This window comes from Streptomyces sp. NPDC005728 (genome assembly GCF_040630895.1).
Lineage (GTDB): Bacteria > Actinomycetota > Actinomycetes > Streptomycetales > Streptomycetaceae > Streptomyces.
In genome coordinates this window covers 1-16880 of sequence record NZ_JBEXYL010000046.1, presented here as the reverse complement: position 1 = coordinate 16880, position 16880 = coordinate 1, and the positions used below count along the sequence as shown (strand labels likewise).

At 69.9% G+C, this 16880-nt stretch carries 7 protein-coding genes and 1 pseudogene; 6 read left to right on the top strand and 2 right to left on the bottom strand.

The features are described 5' to 3' along the window. Positions 1 to 125: 125 nt before the first annotated feature. Entirely contained in the window at positions 126 to 1646 is a 1521-nt protein-coding gene (locus ABZ471_RS27455) for a HAMP domain-containing sensor histidine kinase (protein WP_359069903.1), read from the top strand. Between the two features lie 6 nt (positions 1647 to 1652). On the opposite strand, the gene ABZ471_RS27450 is transcribed toward ABZ471_RS27455, so the two are convergent. Beyond that, entirely contained in the window at positions 1653 to 4304 is a 2652-nt protein-coding gene (locus ABZ471_RS27450; protein ID WP_359069979.1) for a SpoIIE family protein phosphatase, read from the bottom strand. A 338-nt stretch (positions 4305 to 4642) separates the two neighbouring features. Here ABZ471_RS27450 and ABZ471_RS27445 point away from each other — a divergent pair. Together ABZ471_RS27445 and ABZ471_RS27440 are read left to right on the top strand one after the other, a co-directional pair. Further along, positions 4643 to 5599, top strand: a pseudogene (locus ABZ471_RS27445) (lytic polysaccharide monooxygenase). 347 nt (positions 5600 to 5946) lie between these two features. Continuing rightward, positions 5947 to 9213 (top strand): GH92 family glycosyl hydrolase, encoded by a 3267-nt coding sequence (locus tag ABZ471_RS27440; RefSeq protein ID WP_359069901.1) that lies wholly within the window; start codon positions 5947 to 5949, stop codon positions 9211 to 9213. Positions 9214 to 9274: 61 nt separating this feature from the next. Here the strand turns inward: ABZ471_RS27440 and ABZ471_RS27435 are convergent, their stop codons facing one another. Further along, entirely contained in the window at positions 9275 to 13078 is a 3804-nt protein-coding gene (locus ABZ471_RS27435) for a GH92 family glycosyl hydrolase (protein WP_359069899.1), read from the bottom strand. A 342-nt stretch (positions 13079 to 13420) separates the two neighbouring features. Here ABZ471_RS27435 and ngcE point away from each other — a divergent pair, with 342 nt between their 5' ends. The 3 genes from ngcE to ABZ471_RS27420 are packed head-to-tail and all read left to right on the top strand — an operon-like array spanning position 13421 to position 16749. Then, positions 13421 to 14866, top strand: a complete 1446-nt coding sequence (gene ngcE / locus ABZ471_RS27430) for an N-acetylglucosamine/diacetylchitobiose ABC transporter substrate-binding protein (protein ID WP_359069897.1) — start codon at positions 13421 to 13423, stop codon at positions 14864 to 14866. Between the two features lie 28 nt (positions 14867 to 14894). After that, on the top strand, positions 14895 to 15821 hold the full coding sequence (locus ABZ471_RS27425; protein ID WP_359069977.1) for a sugar ABC transporter permease: 927 nt from the start codon (positions 14895 to 14897) through the stop codon (positions 15819 to 15821). A 4-nt stretch (positions 15822 to 15825) separates the two neighbouring features. After that, positions 15826 to 16749, top strand: a complete 924-nt coding sequence (locus ABZ471_RS27420) for a carbohydrate ABC transporter permease (protein WP_359069895.1) — start codon at positions 15826 to 15828, stop codon at positions 16747 to 16749. Positions 16750 to 16880: the final 131 nt, after the last annotated feature.

Sequence of the window (16880 nt, the reverse complement as noted above, 5' to 3'; positions counted from 1 at the left end):
CGGCCCTTCGCCGTACCGTGACCGGGTCATCGTCCCGGCTCAGGTGGAACACAGGGTTCCCCCAGCGGACCGGGACAGAATCGCTACATGTCTGGCACCCCTCGTTCCCCTGCGGAGTACGGCGGATGAACCGCCGACCGTGGAGCCGCTCGCTGCGCACACGCTTGCTGGTCCTCGTCACCGCCACCCTCGTGTGCGTGTGCGCCGCGCTCGCTCTCGCCACCGTCCTCGCCCAGCGCGCCTATCTCCTGGGCACCCTGGACGACCGGGTGAACGACGCCGCCGAGCGCAGCGTGGGCGGCGCCGCGCTGCACCCCGGTCTCCCCGCCGGCCTCGCCTTCCTCGCCGAGGGCGGCCACCCCGAGGGGCTGCTCGCCGCCCGGCTGGACGCCCACGGGCACCTGGTCTCCGCCGCGGTCGTCACCCGGGACGCGGCCCCGCGCCCCCTCACCACAGTGCAGCGCGCCGCCTTCACCGGTATCCGGGCCGACGGCTCGCTGCACACCCGCACGGTGCCCGGACTCGGCACCTACCGGTTCACCGCCCTCGACGCGAGCGGCATCCGCGTCCTCACCGGCCTGCCCATGGACGGCGTCCGGGCCACCCTCGGCAGGCTGGCCGAGATCGAGGCGGTCGTCGGCGCCACCGGACTCGCGGCCGCCGCAGGCGTCTGCGCGGTCGTCATCCGCAGGCAGCTGCGCCCACTCGGCCGGGTCGCCGCCACCGCCGTCGAGGTCTCCCGGGTGCCGCTCGGCCACGGCCGGGTCACCGCACTGCCCCGGGTGCCCGAACGCGACACCGACCCCGGCAACGAGGCCGGGCAGGCCGGCGCCGCCCTCAACCGGATGATCGACCACGTCGAGACCTCACTCGCCGAACGCCGGCGCGGCGAGGAACGCATGCGCCGCTTCGTCGCCGACGCCAGCCACGAACTGCGCACCCCGCTCGCCTCCATCGCCGGGTACGCGGAGCTGATGAACCGCGTCGCCCCCGACCTCGCCTGGCGCCGGGTCGCCGCCGAGTCGGCGCGCATGACGGAGCTGGTGGAGGACCTGCTGCTGCTCGCCCGCCTCGACGAGGGGCGCCCGCTGCAGACCGCCGAGGTGGACCTGGCCACCCTGGTCGCCGAGGCCGTGTGGGACGCCCGGGCATCCGGTGCCGATCACCGGTGGCGGCTCGAACTCCGCCCCGACACCCCCGCGGCGGTCACCGGGGACGCGGCCGGGCTGCACCAGGTGGTGGCCAACCTGCTGGCCAACGCGCGCGTGCACACCCCGCCCGGCACGACCGTCACCGCCACCGTCGAGTCCGGTCCCGCCCGCCACCTGATCCGCGTCCGGGACGACGGCCCCGGCATACCGCCCGACCTCCTGCCGGCTGTCTTCGAACGCTTCACCCGTGCCGACACCTCACGCTCCCGCGCCCCCGGCACGCAGGGCGGCTCGGGCCTCGGGCTGGCAGTCGCCGCGGGGATCACCGCGGCCCACGGCGGCCGCATCCGCGTGGACAGCGCCCCCGGCCGGACCGAGTTCACGGTCGACCTTCCCGCGGCCGAGCCGTCGCCCACGGCCGGGGAGGAACCGCCGGACAGGCTGTCCGGCACCACCCCGCGCCCGGCCTCCCGGCCGCTCGGCAGCTCCGCCTGAGGCCGCTCACTCCGCGAAGAGCTCCGTGAAGTCCGGCAGCGCCACCTCGGCCCAGATCACCTTGCCCTGGGGCGTGTACCTGGTGCCCCAGCGCTCGGTCATCTGCGACACCAGGAACAGGCCCCGGCCGCCCTCGTCGGTCGTCGCGGCGTACCGCAGATGCGGCGACGTGCTGCTGCCGTCGGCCACCTCGCAGATCAGCGTGCGGTCACGGATCAGCCGCACATGGATCGGCTCGGAGCCGTAGCGGATGGCGTTGGTGATCAGCTCGCTCAGGACGAGTTCCATGCCGAAGCCCAGCTCGGACAGGCCCCACTCCTCCAGCTTCTCCGACACCGCGCCGCGCATACCCGACACGGCGGCCGGGTCGCGCGGCACGTCCCAGTCGGCGACGTTCTCCGGAGGCAGCGCCCGGGTGCGCGCGATCAGCAGAGCGACATCGTCCTTGGCCCCCGCGGGCAGCAGCTCCGCCAGCACCGCCTGGCAGCTCTCCTCCAGCGGGCGGTCCGGATGGCCCGCCAGCGCCTGGCGCAGCAGCTCCATGCCCACGTCCAGGTCGCGGCTGCGCTCCTCGACGAGGCCGTCGGTGTACAGCACCAGCTGGGTTCCCTCGGCCAGCTCCAGCTCGGCCGTCTGGAACGGCATGCCGCCGAGGCCCAGCGGCGGTCCGCCCGGCAGCTCGGGGTAGGTGACGCTGCCGTCGGGGTGGACCAGCGCGGGCGCCAGGTGCCCGGCCCGTGCCATGACGCAGCGCCGCGTCACCGGGTCGTAGATCGCGTACAGACAGGTGGCGCCGACGATCTCCCCGGCCGACTCCGCACACGACGACTCGTCCTGGTCGATGCGGCCCACCAGGTCGTCCAGATGGCTGAGCAGCTCGTCGGGCGGCAGGTCGAGCGTGGAGAAGTTGTGCACCGCGGTCCGCAGCCGGCCCATCGTCGCGGCGGCGTGCAGGCCGTGCCCGACCACGTCGCCGACGGCCAGCGCCACCCGGCTCCCCGGCAGCGGGATCACGTCGAACCAGTCGCCGCTCACGCCCGACTGGGCGGGCAGATAGCGGTAGCCGACCTCCAGGGCGCTCTGCTCGGGCAGCGCCCGAGGCAGCAGGCTGCGCTGGAGTGTGACCGCGAGGGTGTGCTCGCGGGTGTACCGGCGGGCGTTGTCGATGCTGACCGCGGCCCGCGCCACCAGCTCCTCCGCCAAGGACAGCTCCTCCTCGTCGAAGGGGTCCTGTTTGGAGCGCCAGAAGTGAGCCATGCCCAGAATGACTCCGCGGGCCTGGATCGGGGCGGTGATGAGCGTGTGGATGCCGAAGTCGAGGATCTGCCGGGTGCGCCTCGGGTCCTGGGCCTGCCAGTCCGCCGCGGACGACAGATCGGCCACCAGCACGGCGCGGTGGTCGCCGTAGACGCGCGCCTGCGGGGTCGAGGGCAGGAAGTCGATCAGCCGGCCCATCTCGTAGAGCGGATGGTCGTCCCGGATGCCGATCACGGCGACGCGCCGCAGCTCGGTCGGTGTGGGCCCCGGCTCCTCTCCGCGCAGCACGGCGTCGGCCACGTCCACGGTGACGAAGTCGGCGAAGCGGGGGACGGCGAGCTGGGCCAGCTCGCCGGCCGTGCGGCCCGCGTCGAGCGTGGTGCCGATGCCCAGCCCCGCGTCGTACAGCAGCTCCAGCCGCTCCCGTGCGATCTCGGCCCGGCCGGACACCGCCTGGAGCTCCGTGGAGTCGCGGAGCGTCACCACGGTTCCCCGGGGACCTCCCGCGCGGTCCGTCGGCCGCTGGTTGACCGCCAGCAGCCGGCCCCCGGCGAAGTGCACCTCGTCGGTGGCCTCGCGCCCGGAGGCGAGCAGCTCCACCATCTCGGGGTCGAGGCCCGACAACTCCCGCACCTGCTGCCCCTCGGCCTCGGGGGGCAGCTCCAGCAGCCGCCTGGCCTCGTCGTTGGCCAGCAGCAGCCGCCCGTCGTCACCGACGATCAGCACGCCTTCCCGCACCGAGTGCAGCACCGTGTCGTGGTGCTCGTACATGCGGGTCATCTCGTCCGGGGCCAGGCTGTGGGTCTGCCGCCGCAGCCTCCGGCCCACCAGCGCCGTACCGCCGGTCGACAGCAAGAGCGCTCCGGCCCCGGCACCCAGGATGATCGGCAGCTGCCGGTCGAACTGACTGGTCACGTTCTTGACCTTCATCCCGGAGGAGACGAGGGCGATCACCTTGCCGTGGGAGTCCCTGATGGGAACGGTCGCCTGCACCTCGTGGCCGAGCGGGCCGTTGACGCTCTCGGTGTAGACCTTCCCGGCCAGCGACGGCCCGATCTCCCCGACGAACCGGTGGCCGATCTTGCTGGGGATGGGGTGGGTGTAGCGGATGCCGTGGGTGTCCATGACCACGATGAAGTCGACGCCCGCTGTCTTGCGCCCCTCTTCGGTGAGCGGCTGGAGCAGCTTCGACGGGTCGGGGCTCTGCAGGGCCGCCACGACGCCCGGAGAGTGCGCGAAGGTCTGCGCGACGGCTATCGACCGGCGCTTTGCCTCCGTGCTGGTGTCACGTTCCGACTGCAGGACGAGGGCGATGACGGCGCAGACCACCAGCACCACCACCAGCGCCACCTGCAGGACGAAGACCTGCCCGGCGACGCTACGAGGGCTCTTGCCGGCCATCGAGCGCCCGGCGATGTGCCTGAATCGGGCGAATCGGTCCCACATGCAACATTTCTAGCACTGGCCTTTCCGGGTGACTACGGTTGGTCCAAGCGATGGACAGAATTCCCCCCTCGGCCTTTACTTCTACGATCCTCCCTCTGGGCCCTTGTGTCACAGCGGCAGTGGCAGGCGTTTACACCTGCCGTCGTGCGCGCTAGCTTCACGGACAAGGGGTGGGAGCGCTCCCATGCAGACGCGGTCCCGGTGGACCGGAACCCGCCCGGATCGTGCGGGTCCCGCTCCCGCCCCGACCCCCGTTCTGTATGGCACCGGCCACGCCCAGAGGTCGATGGGTCATACCTACGACAATACGGGCCGCGGGTCCCGCGAGGCGCCCGCGATTACCGCACCCCACCCAGAACAGAGCCGTCCTCCTGGACCTGCTCGCCACCCTCCCCGCCTTCGGCCTGATCGTCGCCGCAGGCACCCCGGCCTCGGCCCACGGCCCCCATGAAGCCGGGCAGCCGGACCTTCCTGTGCCGGCAGGACGCGCTCGCCGACACCGGCGAGATCAAGCCCGTGAACCCGGCCTGCCGGGCGGCCCGGCAGGCGAGCGGCGCCGCGCCGTTCTGTAACTGATTCTCGGTGCTCTGCTCCACTCTGCTCCACTCTGCTCTGCGCCTGGGGCGGCGTATCCGGGCTGGTTCCACGTGTGCGTCACCAAGGACACCTATGGCCCGACCGAGCCGCTCACCCGGGACGAGATGGAGGACCAGTCGTTCCTCACCGTCGCCCCTCCGCCGCTGAACCGCACCCCGGGCACGGACGAAGCCGCTACTCCTGGGCCGGCAGGCTTCCGTCGGACAGGACGGGGCGGCACATCGTCCACATGGTCCGGCAGCGCTCGGACGGCGCGGAGATCTTCTACTCCTGCTCCGGTGTCGTCGTCGACGGCGGTCACGGGGAGGTCATGGGCGTCCACGGCCCCGGCAACCCCACCGGGCCCCCGCCCGGCACCCGCACCGCGACCTGCCGGACGACCGGCACCTGGGCCGGCGGTCACCAGTCCGAGGTGACGGTCACCGACAGGGGGCGTCCCGATGCTCGGCTGGACGGTCGACCGGACGCTGCCCGCCGGACAGTCGGTGGCCGGCCTCTGGAACGGCGACGCCACCTGCACCGGACAGGACGTGATGGTCCACAACGCCGACTGGAACGGCTCCTCGAGCCCGGGGCAGAGCGCGACGTTCGGCTACGTCGTCCAGGGATCCGGTGACGAGGGCTCCACCGCCCCTGCCTGTCAGGTCGGTTGAGCCGCTCTGGGCGGACCCGGTGGCTGTGCACACCGGGTCCGCGAGCCGGGCAGGTGAGGGGGGTGGGGTGATACCTGTCCGGGTGGTGCTGGCTTGTGACAGCGAGGCCCTTGGGCCGGCTTCGTCCTGATGGAGCGCGACAACGTTGTCTGATGGTCTGTACATGACTCTACCGCCTCAACGGACAACGATGTCAAGCCACTTCGGATAGCCCGACCGGGTGATCCCCCGTGTGTGCCTGCGGCGGCGTACGCGGTCTTCCGTGCTAGCGGTGGCGCACGTTACTGTCCCTGCGGCTTGTGCGACCTGTGGTGCGCGACCCGTCCGTCAGGAGGAAGGGCCGCGTCATGCGTTTCCGTCCCACGTCCCTGCTGCTGGCCGCGGTGCTCGCCACCTTCGGCGCCACCCCGGCCTTCGCGGCGACCGCAGCTCCCCCCGATCTCGTCAAGGACCCGACCCCGTACGTCGATCCGCTGATCGGCACCAAGAACGGCGGCGATGTCTTCCCCGGCGCCGTCGCGCCGTTCGGCATGTTCTCGTTCAGTCCGGAGAACACCAGAGGTGACGCCACCCGTACCGCCGCACCGGGCGGCTACCAGTACGACGCCACCCGCATCCGCGGGTTCAGCCTGACCCACATGTCCGGCACGGGCTGCGCGGGCGGCAGCGGCGACATCCCGCTCTTCCCGTACCCGGGTGAGGTCACCTCCTCCCCGGCGGGCGACACCAAGGACGCCGTCTACGCCGCGGACTTCCGGCACGCCGACGAGACCGCCGAGCCCGGCCACTACCGGGTCGGCCTCGCCTCCGGCGTCACCGCCGACCTCACCGCGACCACCCGCACCGGCTCGGCCCGCTTCACCTACCCGGCGGACAAGCCCGCCTCGCTGCTCGTGCGCACCGCCAACTCCGAGGTGGGCTCGGCGGATTCGACGGTCACCATCGACCCGGCGACCCGCACCGTCTCCGGCTCCGTCACCTCCGGCAACTTCTGCGGCTACCTCGACCCCGAGGGCCAACGCTCCTACTACACCCTGTACTTCACCGCCCGCTTCGACCGTGCCTTCACGGCGGCCGGCACCTGGCAGGACGACAGGCTGAGCCCCGGTTCCCTGAAGGCCTCCGGCGGCACGGGCGGCTTCTCGCACGGCGGGCGGCCGGTCGCGGGCAAGGGTTCCGGCGGGTACGTCCAGTTCGCGCCCGGCACCGGCCCGGTGAACGTCAAGATCGGCATCTCCTACGTCAGCCAGGCGGGCGCCGAGGCGAACCTCGCCGCGGAGAACCCGCAGGCGCGCTCCTTCGACGCCGTCAAGGACGCGGCGCGGCGCGCCTGGCGCGACCGGCTGGACGCGGTCCGGGTCGGCGGCGGGACCGAGGTCGAGCGCACCACCTTCTACACGGCGCTCTATCACTCCCTGCTGCATCCGAACATCATCAGTGACGTCGACCGTGGATACCATGGTGCCGACGGTCGACCGCATACAGTCGACCGTCGGCACCATGCGCAATACGGCACCTTCTCCGGCTGGGACGTCTACCGCGATCAGGTGCAGCTGCTGACCCTGCTCGACCCCGGGACGGGCTCGGACATCGCCCAGTCGCTCTACGAACTCGCCACACAGAACGGCGGGATCTGGGACCGCTGGCTGCACGGCGCGAGCGGCACCCACGTCATGAACGGCGACCCGTCACCCACCGCGCTGGCCGGCATCCGCGCCTTCGGCGGCACCGACTTCGACCTCAAGGGCGCCCTGGACTCGCTGGTCAGGGCCGCGACCGTACCCACGCAGCAAGACCTGTCCGCGGCCGGCAAGCCGGTGCTGTCGGTGGGCCAGCGCCCGTCGCTCGACAAGTACCTGAAGCTGCACTACATGCCCAGCGTCTCCAACGCCTGGGGCGGCGCCGCCGAGACCCTGGAGATGTCCACGGCGGACTTCTCCCTCGCCCAACTGGCCTCCGCGGCAGGGGAGAAGGACACCGCGGCCGCCTTCGCCCGCCGCGCCCAGTGGTGGCAGAACAACTTCAACATCGCCGCCGACCCGAGCGGCGGCTACGTCGCCAACCGCAAGGCCGACGGCAGCTGGGTCACCGGCTTCACACCCGACACCGGCAACGGGTTCGTGGAGGGCACGGCCGCCCAGTACACCTGGATGGTCCAGCACAACCCCGCCGGGCTCTTCGCCGCGATGGGCGGCACCGGCAAGGCCCTCGCCCGCCTCGACTCCTTCTTCCACACCGCCGACGGCGGCTGGGCCTTCACCGGCAACGGCGGCACCAAGTCCGAACTGGACAACGAGCCGTCCATCAACGTGCCCTACCTGTACGACTACGCGGGGGCCCCGTACAAGGCCCAGGAGACCGTCCGCGCGGCGATGCGCCAGCTCTGGTCGACCGGGCCCGGCGGCATCCCCGGCAACGACGACCTCGGCGCCATGTCGTCCTGGTACGTGTTCTCCGCGCTCGGCATGTACCCGCAGGTGCCGTCCCGGGCCGAACTCGTCCTCGCCTCACCGCTGTTCGAGCGGATCGAGATCGACCGCCCGCACGGCAACGACATCTCGATCCGCGCCACCGGAGCGGCGGCCGACGCACCGTACATCCAGTCCCTGAAGGTCAACGGAAGGGCCGGCGACCGGCCGTGGCTGCCCGCCTCCTTCGTGCGGGACGGCGGCCGCCTCGACTACACCCTCGCCACCACCCCGAACCGCGGCTGGGGTGCGGGCTCCCCGCCGCCGTCCTTCCGGCAGGGCGAGCAGCCGTACCAGATCGGCGTCGGTCCCACCGCCGCCACGGTCGCCCCCGGTGACAGCACGAAGATCGGCATACGGGCGCTGGCCCTCGGCGGCGGTACCGGACCCGAGGTGCGCTTCCGGGTGGAGACGCCGTCCGGTGTCACGGCCGCGCCCGCCGAGGGCACGGTCACCGACGGCTCCCAGGAGATCACCCTCACCGCGGCGCAGGACGCCCCCCAGGGCTTCTACACCGCCAAGGTCACGGTGACCTCGGGCGACACCTCGTACGAGCAGCCCGTCTCGCTGACCGTGGCCGCTCCGGGCACCCTGCTCGCGGCCTACAACAACACCGGCGTCTCCGACGACCAGGGCGAGCACGACGAGGCCGACTTCGACGGCGGCGGCTGGAGCTACTCCCGCCAGGCCCTCGCGGCGGCCGGCCTGACCCCCGGCGCACAGGGCACGGTCGACGGTCTCGCCTTCACCTGGCCGAACTCCCCGGCCGCCCGCCCCGACAACGCCTCGGCCACCGGCCAGACCATCGAACTGCCCACAGCTGCACGCAGGTTGTCCTTCATCGGCAGCGCGGTCAACGGCAACCAGCAGACCGGGGCGACCGTCACCTACACCGACGGCACGACCGACACCGTCGACCTCTCCTTCACCGACTGGACCGTCGGTGGCGGAGGCGGCACCGTCCAGTACGGCAACGAGGTCGTCGCCAGGACCGCGTACCGCAATGTCGCGGGCGCCGACAAGGACCCGGTGGCGACGTACGTGTTCGCCACCAAGCCGTTCACGGCACCGGACGGCAAGGCCGTCAAGAGCGTCAAGCTGCCCGGGAACACCGACCTGCACGTGTTCACCCTGGCCACCGGCTGAACCTCCCCATGACGAAGGGGCGGGCCCGCACGGGCCCGCCCCTTCCTCGTGCGGGGAGGCGTCAGGCCAGCAGCTCCACCTCCGACAGGGCCGACTCGCCGTCGAGGACCAGGCGGTACCTGGTGTACGAGCCCGGTGCGGTGACGGTGAACGCCCGGGTCTGGCGGTCCCAGGTGAACGACTCGGCGGTGCGGTGGTCCAGGGTCGTCCAGGTCGTGCCGTCCGCGGAGCCCTGCAGGGTCCAGCCCGTCGGTGCCTTGGTGTGGTCGGCCGACGAGGTCAGGGTGTACTGGACGACCCGGGCCGCGGCGCCGACCGGCAGGTCCACCGAGGTGACGGTGGCGCTCGTCTGCGAGGTGTTGTCGAACAGGGCGCCGTCACCCTTCAGCACGTCCGCGCGGGGCGTCGGCACCTTGTCGTCCTGGGTGATGGAGACCGGGGCCGCCTGCTTGCCCGTGCCCCACGTCGAGGGCCTGGAGCCCATGAAGAAGTCCAGCACGCCGCCCTTGGCCAGCAGCGAGTGGGGGAGCGACGTCGAGGTCCAGGGGCGGCCGTTCACCTTCACGCCCTGCACGTACACGTTCTTCGCGCTGTTGCGCGGGGCCTTGATGACCAGGTCCCGGCCGTTCTCCAGGTGCACGGTCGCCTTCTTGAAGAGCGGGGAGCCGATCGCGTACTCGCCGCTGCCCATGACCAGCGGGTAGAAGCCCAGCGAGGAGAACAGATACCAGGCCGACTGCTCGCCGTTGTCCTCGTCGCCGTGGTAGCCCTGCCCGATCTCGCTGCCCGCGTAGAGCCGGGACAGCGCCTCGCGGACGGTCGCCTGTGCCTTCCAGGGCTCGCCGGCCGCGTCGTACATGTAGATCACGTGGTGCGCGACCTGGTTGGAGTGGCCGTACATGCCCATCCGGACGTCCCGGGCCTCGGTCATCTCGTGGATGACACCGCCGTAGGACCCGACGAAGTCCGGCGAGGCGGTCTCCGGGGTGGCGAAGTACTCGTCGAGCTTCTCCGCCAGGCCGCTGCGGCCGCCGTACAGGTTGGCCAGGCCCCGGCTGTCCTGCGGGGCGGTGAAGGCGTAGCCCCAGCCGTTGGTCTCCGTGTAGTCGTAGCCCCACACGCGCGGGTCGTACTTCGCGGAGTCCACCCGCCAGTTCCCCTCGGCGTCACGGCCCTGGAAGAAGCCCGCCGCGGGGTCGAAGAGACGCACGTAGTCCTGGGCGCGGTTGAGGAAGTACTGCGACTCCTCCTTGTAGCGCTTCTCGCCCGTCTTCTTGTAGAGGGCCTCGCCCATCTTCGCGATGCCGTAGTCGTTGACGTAGCCCTCCATCGCCCACGACAGGCCCTCGTGCGTGCCGGTGCTGGTGTAGCCGAGGAACGGGGAGGAGGCCATGCCCTTGCGGCCCACTCCGGAGGACGGCGGAACGACCGTCGCGTTCTTCACCGCGGCGTCGTACGCCGCCCTGGCGTCGAAGCTCACTCCCTTCACGTACGCGTCGGCGAAGGCCACGTCCGAGGAGGTGCCGGTCATCAGGTCGGCGTAACCGGGGGAGGACCAGCGTGAGGTCCAGCCGCCGTCCTTGTACTGCTGCACGAACCCGTCGACCATCTCGCCCGCCTGGGACGGGGTCAGGAAGGAGTACGCCGGCCAGGTGGTCCGGTAGGTGTCCCAGAAGCCGTTGTTGACGTACACCTTGCCGTCGACGATCTTCGCGCCGGTGTGCGTCGGCGTGTCCGGGCCCGGCATGGGGGAGAAGGGCGAGGCGTACCGGTCCTTCCCGCCGACCTTCTCGGAGCCGGAGTTCGGGTACAGGTACAGCCGGTACATGCTGGAGTACAGCGTGGTCAGCTGGTCCGGGGTCGCGCCCTCCACCTCGACCTTGCCGAGCAGCTTGTCCCAGGTCCGCTGGGCCCGTGCCTTCACGGTGTCGAAGGACGTGCCGTCCGGGATCTCCTGGCGCAGGTTGTCCTTCGCCTGGTCGATGCTGATCAGGGAGGTGGCCAGGCGCAGGGTGACCGTGCGGTCCGCGCCCGCGTCGAAGCGCAGATAGCCCTTGACCCCGCTCGAGGAGCCGTCCGTCACCGGCTTGTCGAAGACGCCGTACACGAACAGCCGTGTCGCGCCCGTCGACAGACCCGACTTCACGTCCGAGTAGCCGGTGACGACCCCGTGCTCCTTGTCCAGGGTCAGGCCCGCCTGCTCGGTGACGTTGTCGAACACCACGCTCGCGTCGTCGCCGGGGTAGGTGAAGCGCAGCGCCGCCGCATGGTCGGTCGGGGTTATCTCCGCCTGCAGACCGTTGTCGAACCGGACCCCGTAGTAGTACGGCCGTGCGGTCTCGTTCTCGTGCCGGAAGGCCAGCTCCCGCGCCTCACGCCCGGTGTCCGGGGTGCCGGTCACGGCGGACGGCATCAGCTGGAAAGTCTGCCGGTCGCCCATCCAGGGGCTCGGCTCGTGGCTCGCGCTGAACGCCTGGATCGTCGGCAGGTTGTCGTCGTTGTTCGCACGTGCGTACTCGTACAGCCAGCTCAGCGAAGAGGCGTTCGTGACCGGCGTCCAGAAGTTGAAGCCGTGCGGGAGGGCCGTCGCCGGGAAGTTGTTGCCGCGCGAGAAGCTGCCGCTGGAGTTGGTGCCGCGGGTGGTCAGCGCGTAGTCCGACAGATGCGCCTTCGGCTTCTGGGGCGCCACCTGCCGGATGTCGACGTCGTCTATCCAGCCGCGGAACTTCGCCGGGCCGTTCGGCGAGTCGTACGCCACCAGGATCCGGTCGACGGTCCTGCCGGCCGCCACCGAACCGATCCGCGAGGCGACGCTGTTCCACTGGTTGACGTACAGCGCCTTCGAAGCGCCCTGCCCGCGCGGCGACAGCGGGAAGCCGTGCTGGTCCAGCGCGCCCAGGTCGCTCAGATAGGTGCCGTCGGTGAAGGCCAGGTCCACGGAGACGTCGGTGGCGTCGTAGTCGCGGTCGCCGTCGGCCATCGACGGGAAGATGCGGTACGACAGCTGTGTGTCGGCGCCGACCTTCACGTTCACGTCGAAGACCTTGTTGTACGAGTACGCCCGGCCGGCCGCCGTGTGCCGTCCGGCGTAGCGCAGGGCCCGCTTTCCGGTGAACCCGGCCCGTGCCTTGGCCGTGGGCGAGCCGCTCGGGCCCTTGTCCACCAGCGACAGCATGTCCTGCGGCACGGGGCCGCCCGAGCCGCCGGTGGAGAACTGCACGTCGGCGAGTTGCAGGATGTCCGAGGCGCCGTTGTTCTCCGTCACGTCCAGCCGGAAGTGCTGGTACTCGGCCGGCTGGGCCAGGTCGTACGACTTCGTCTCGAACCGTTCCGAGAAGGACTCGCCCGAGCGGGTGTCGATCGTCTTCCAGTCGTGGCCGTCCGTCGAGCCCTGGAGCGTCCAGTCCTTCGGGTCGCGCTCGTCGTAGTCGTTCGCCGAGGTGAGCGCGTACGTCACCAGCTTGACGGGTTTGTCCAGGTCGAACTCGGCCCACCCCGTGGGCTGGAAGGTCAGCCACTTGGTGCCGGGCTCGCCGTCGACCAGGTTCTCCTTCACCTCGCCCGCGCCCGTGTTCTCGCTGCTGGCCCGGACCTCGGTCACGTGGTCGGTGACGTTGCCCGGAATGCCCGTGCTGTAGCCGCCGTCCACGCCCGCGGCGCGCTCGCTCCCGTCCGCGGCGGTGTCGACGGTGTTCAGCCACTGCGGCGCCGGATCGCCGGACTCGAACGAGGATGCGAACTCCCGGTCGGCGGCCGGAGCCCTGTCCGGCTGGGCGACCGCCGCGCCCTGCGCGCCGACTGCCATGACAAAGGCGGTCGTGAGGACGACCGCCGGACCGTATCTGTGCCGCGTTCTTGGCTGCATCTACGGAATCCCCTCCTGCGCTCCGCTCTGGACAACGTTGTCAACTTCGATGCGCAGGAACCAGTAGGTGGTCAAGTGGCCCTTGATGTCAAGGGTGTTGGGTGTGGCATTCAGGGGCCTATGTCGCGAATTTTTCCGGCCGGGTGCCCGCAGGCCGCTCATATTTCCGAGAGGTCTCAACTCGGAAAAGACCCATGACCAACCTTGCATTCGATCTTGCTCCGCTGGCGGGAAGTGGACTATACCTGTCGGCGTTTCCCGCATGACCCTGCACTACCCGACAGCGGTGCCGGGGAGGATCCGGTTCACCGCCTGAGTCCTGGAGAAGGCGAGGACTTGAGCATGGGATCCACTGCGCACCACGGTGGCGAGGGTGTCGGCCGCCGCGATCTGATCAAGCGTTCGGCCGCACTCGGCCTGGTGGCCGCCCCCGGAATGGGCCTGCTCTCCGCCTGCGCGAGCAGCGGCGGCGACGGACAGGACAAGGCGAAGGCGGGCAAGAAAACCGGCAAGAACCCGCTCGGCGTCAACGAGACCGCCAAGATGGAATTCGTCCTCTTCGACGGCGGCTTCGGCAAGGAGTACGCCCAGGACGCGGTGAAGATCTACCAGAAGGACTTCCCCAAGGCCACGGTGAAGTTCTCCGCCACCCAGAAGATCCAGTCCACCCTCCAGCCCCGCTTCAACCAGGGCAACCCGCCGGACCTCATCGACAACTCCGGCGCCGAGCAGATGGACATGGGCGTCCTCGTCGGCAAGAACCAGCTGGCGGACCTCACCCCGCTGCTGGACGCCCCGTCGTACGACGACCCGAACAAGAAGGTCCGCGACACGCTGCGCCCCGGCATCGTGGAGATGGGCCAGTTCGACGGCAAGCCGGTCTGGATCCTGTACTACGCCTACACGGTCTATGGCGTCTGGTACTCGCAGAAGGCGCTGGACTCGCTGGACGCCACGTACCCCGAGACCTGGGACGAGATGCTCGCGGTCTGCGAGAAGGCCAAGAAGAAGGGCATGGCGGGCTGGACGTACGCGGGCAAGTACCCGTACTACCTCCCCTTCTCGCTGTACCCGATGATCGGCAAGGTCGGCGGCCGCGAGGTCCTCGACGCCATCGACAACCTGGAGCCGAACGCCTGGAAGCACCCTGCGGTCAAGGCGTGCTTCGAGGCCTACTACGAGCTGTTCAAGAAGGGCTACATCCTCAAGGGCACCCCGGGCCTCGACCACATCCAGTCGCAGACCGCCTGGGCCAAGGGCAAGGCCCTGTTCATCCCGAACGGCTCCTGGGTGGAGAACGAGTCGGCCAACGTCATCCCGGCCGACTTCAACCTCGCGGTCTCCGCGCCCACCGGCATCGACAGCTCCGACAAGATGCCCTTCGGCACCATCTGGGCCTCCGGCGGCGAGCCCTTCGTCGTGCCGGCCAAGGCGGCGAACTCCGAGGGCGGCATGGAGCAGCTGCGCATCATGCTCTCCGAGGCGTCCTCGAAGAACTTCACCGCCAAGGTGAAGTCGCTGACCGCGTTCAACGGCGGCACCGACGGCATCACCCTCACCCCGGGTCTGAAGTCGGGCGTGGCGGCGCTGGACAAGGCCGGATCCAACGTGGTGAATCCGCGGATCCAGGACTGGTACGTGCAGCTCCAGAAGGAGAAGATCGGTGTGTCCGGTCTCGGCGAGATGATGGCCGGCCGCCTCACCCCGGCCGAGGCCATCAAGAGGATCCAGGACTTCGCCGACGAGGCCGCGAAGGACACCTCGATCAAGCACTACAAGCACCAGTAACCAGCACCTCTACAGCACCGGAGTGGCGATGCAGCACGGCAAGTACCGGTTCATTGTGGGGTTTCTGGCACTCCCCCTGGGACTGTACGCGCTCTTCGTGGTGTGGCCGTTCATCCAGTCCATCTACTACTCGTTCACGGACTGGACCGGCCTGAGCCCCGAATTCAAGATGGTCGGCTTCGACAACTACGAGAGGATGGTCCACGACGACATCTTCTGGAAGTCGTTGCAGCACAGCCTGCTCTTCGCTCTGGTGCTGCCGCTGGTGACGATCAGTCTGGCGCTGTTCTTCGCCTTCATGATCAATGTGGGCGGACGGCGGCGAAGGGGCGGCCCCGTGATCTCCGGGGTCCGGGGCTCCTCCTTCTACAAGATCGTCTATTTCTTCCCCCAGGTCCTGTCCATCGCGATCGTCTCGCTGTTGTTCGCCTTCGCGTACAACCCGGACAGCGGAGCGATCAATTCGCTTCTGCGCGGAATCGGGCTCGACAGCATCCAGCCGCTCTGGCTCGGCGATCCGAGCCTCGCGCTGTGGTGTGTGATGGCGGTGCTCGTGTGGTCCACGGTCGGCTTCTTCGTGGTCCTGTTCTCGGCGGGCATGGCGTCGATCCCGGCCGAGATGTACGAGGCGGCCCTGCTCGACGGCGCGAGCCGCTTCACCACCTTCTTCCGCATCACCCTGCCGCTGCTGTGGGACACCGTGCAGTCCGGCTGGGTCTACATGGGCATCCTCGCGCTCGGCGCCGAGTCGTTCGCCGTCGTGCAGATCATGACGACCGGGCCGGGCGGTCCCGACTACTCGACCACCGTGATGGTCCTGTACGTGTACCAGAAGGCGTTCCGGGACGGTCAGGCCGCCTACGCCACCACCATCGGCGTCGCCCTGCTCGTCGTCACGCTCGCGTTCGCCGCGGTCGTGATGCGGCTGGGCCGTCGCGAGCGGCTGGAGTACTGAGCAGATGAAGACGACCGAGACCTCCGCCCCGCTGCCGGCCGAGTCCGGGGCGCCCATCGCCAAGGTCGACGTACCGCCGGCGCGGCCCGCCGACCGGAAGAAAGAGGGCTCCGTCCTCAACGTCTTCTCCCACGGCGTGCTGGTCATCTGGGCGATCATGGTGGTCATGCCGCTGCTGTGGGCGGTGATGACGTCCTTCAAGGACGACAGCTCCATCTTCGGCTCGCCCTGGTCCCTGCCGGACAAGCTGCACTTCGACAACTGGTCGCGGGCCTGGACCCAGGCCAACATGAGCGACTACTTCCTGAACACCATCCTGGTGGTCGGCGGCTCGCTCATCGGCACCCTGGTCCTCGGCTCGATGGCGGCCTACGTGCTGGCCCGCTTCGACTTCCCGGGCAACCGCTTCATCTACTACCTGTTCGTCGGCGGCATGAGCTTCCCGATCATGCTGGCGCTGGTCCCGCTGTTCTACGTCGTGAACAACATGGGCCTGCTGAACACGATCCACGGCCTGATCCTGGTCTACATCGCCTACTCGCTGCCGTTCACGGTCTTCTTCCTGACCGCCTTCTTCCGCACCCTGCCCACATCGGTGGCGGAAGCGGCCTTCGTCGACGGCGCCTCGCACTCGCGTACGTTCTTCCAGATCATGCTCCCGATGGCCAAGCCGGGCCTGATCAGCGTGGGCATCTTCAACTTCCTGGGCCAGTGGAACCAGTACATGCTCCCCACGGTCCTCAACACCGACCCCGACAAGCGTGTCCTCACCCAGGGCCTGGTCCAGCTGGCGGTCAGCCAGGGCTACAAGGGCGACTGGTCCGGCCTCTTCGCGGGCCTGGTGATGGCGATGCTGCCGGTTCTCGCCGCGTACATCGTCTTCCAGCGGCAGGTGGTGGCCGGCCTGACGGCCGGCGCCCTGAAGTGACCTGACGGAGCCGATCGGGCCCGGTCGCCCCCGCGGGGGGGGCCCGGGCGCGGGGGGGGGGGGACAGGACAACGCTTTAATCACCGCAAACCAAGATTAATCGTGTTTTGGGGGTTGTGGGTGTATATTTT

Excerpts from the sequence above, each read along its gene's own strand:
- ABZ471_RS27440 (WP_359069901.1), top strand. The coding sequence starts at position 5,947 with ATGCGTTTCCGTCCCACGTCCCTGCTGCTGGCCGCGGTGCTCGCCACC.
- ABZ471_RS27435 (WP_359069899.1), bottom strand. The coding sequence starts at position 13,078 with ATGCAGCCAAGAACGCGGCACAGATACGGTCCGGCGGTCGTCCTCACG.
- ABZ471_RS27455 (WP_359069903.1), top strand. The coding sequence starts at position 126 with ATGAACCGCCGACCGTGGAGCCGCTCGCTGCGCACACGCTTGCTGGTC.
- ABZ471_RS27450 (WP_359069979.1), bottom strand. The coding sequence starts at position 4,304 with ATGGCCGGCAAGAGCCCTCGTAGCGTCGCCGGGCAGGTCTTCGTCCTG.
- ngcE (WP_359069897.1), top strand. The coding sequence starts at position 13,421 with ATGGGATCCACTGCGCACCACGGTGGCGAGGGTGTCGGCCGCCGCGAT.
- ABZ471_RS27420 (WP_359069895.1), top strand. The coding sequence starts at position 15,826 with ATGAAGACGACCGAGACCTCCGCCCCGCTGCCGGCCGAGTCCGGGGCG.
- ABZ471_RS27425 (WP_359069977.1), top strand. The coding sequence starts at position 14,895 with ATGCAGCACGGCAAGTACCGGTTCATTGTGGGGTTTCTGGCACTCCCC.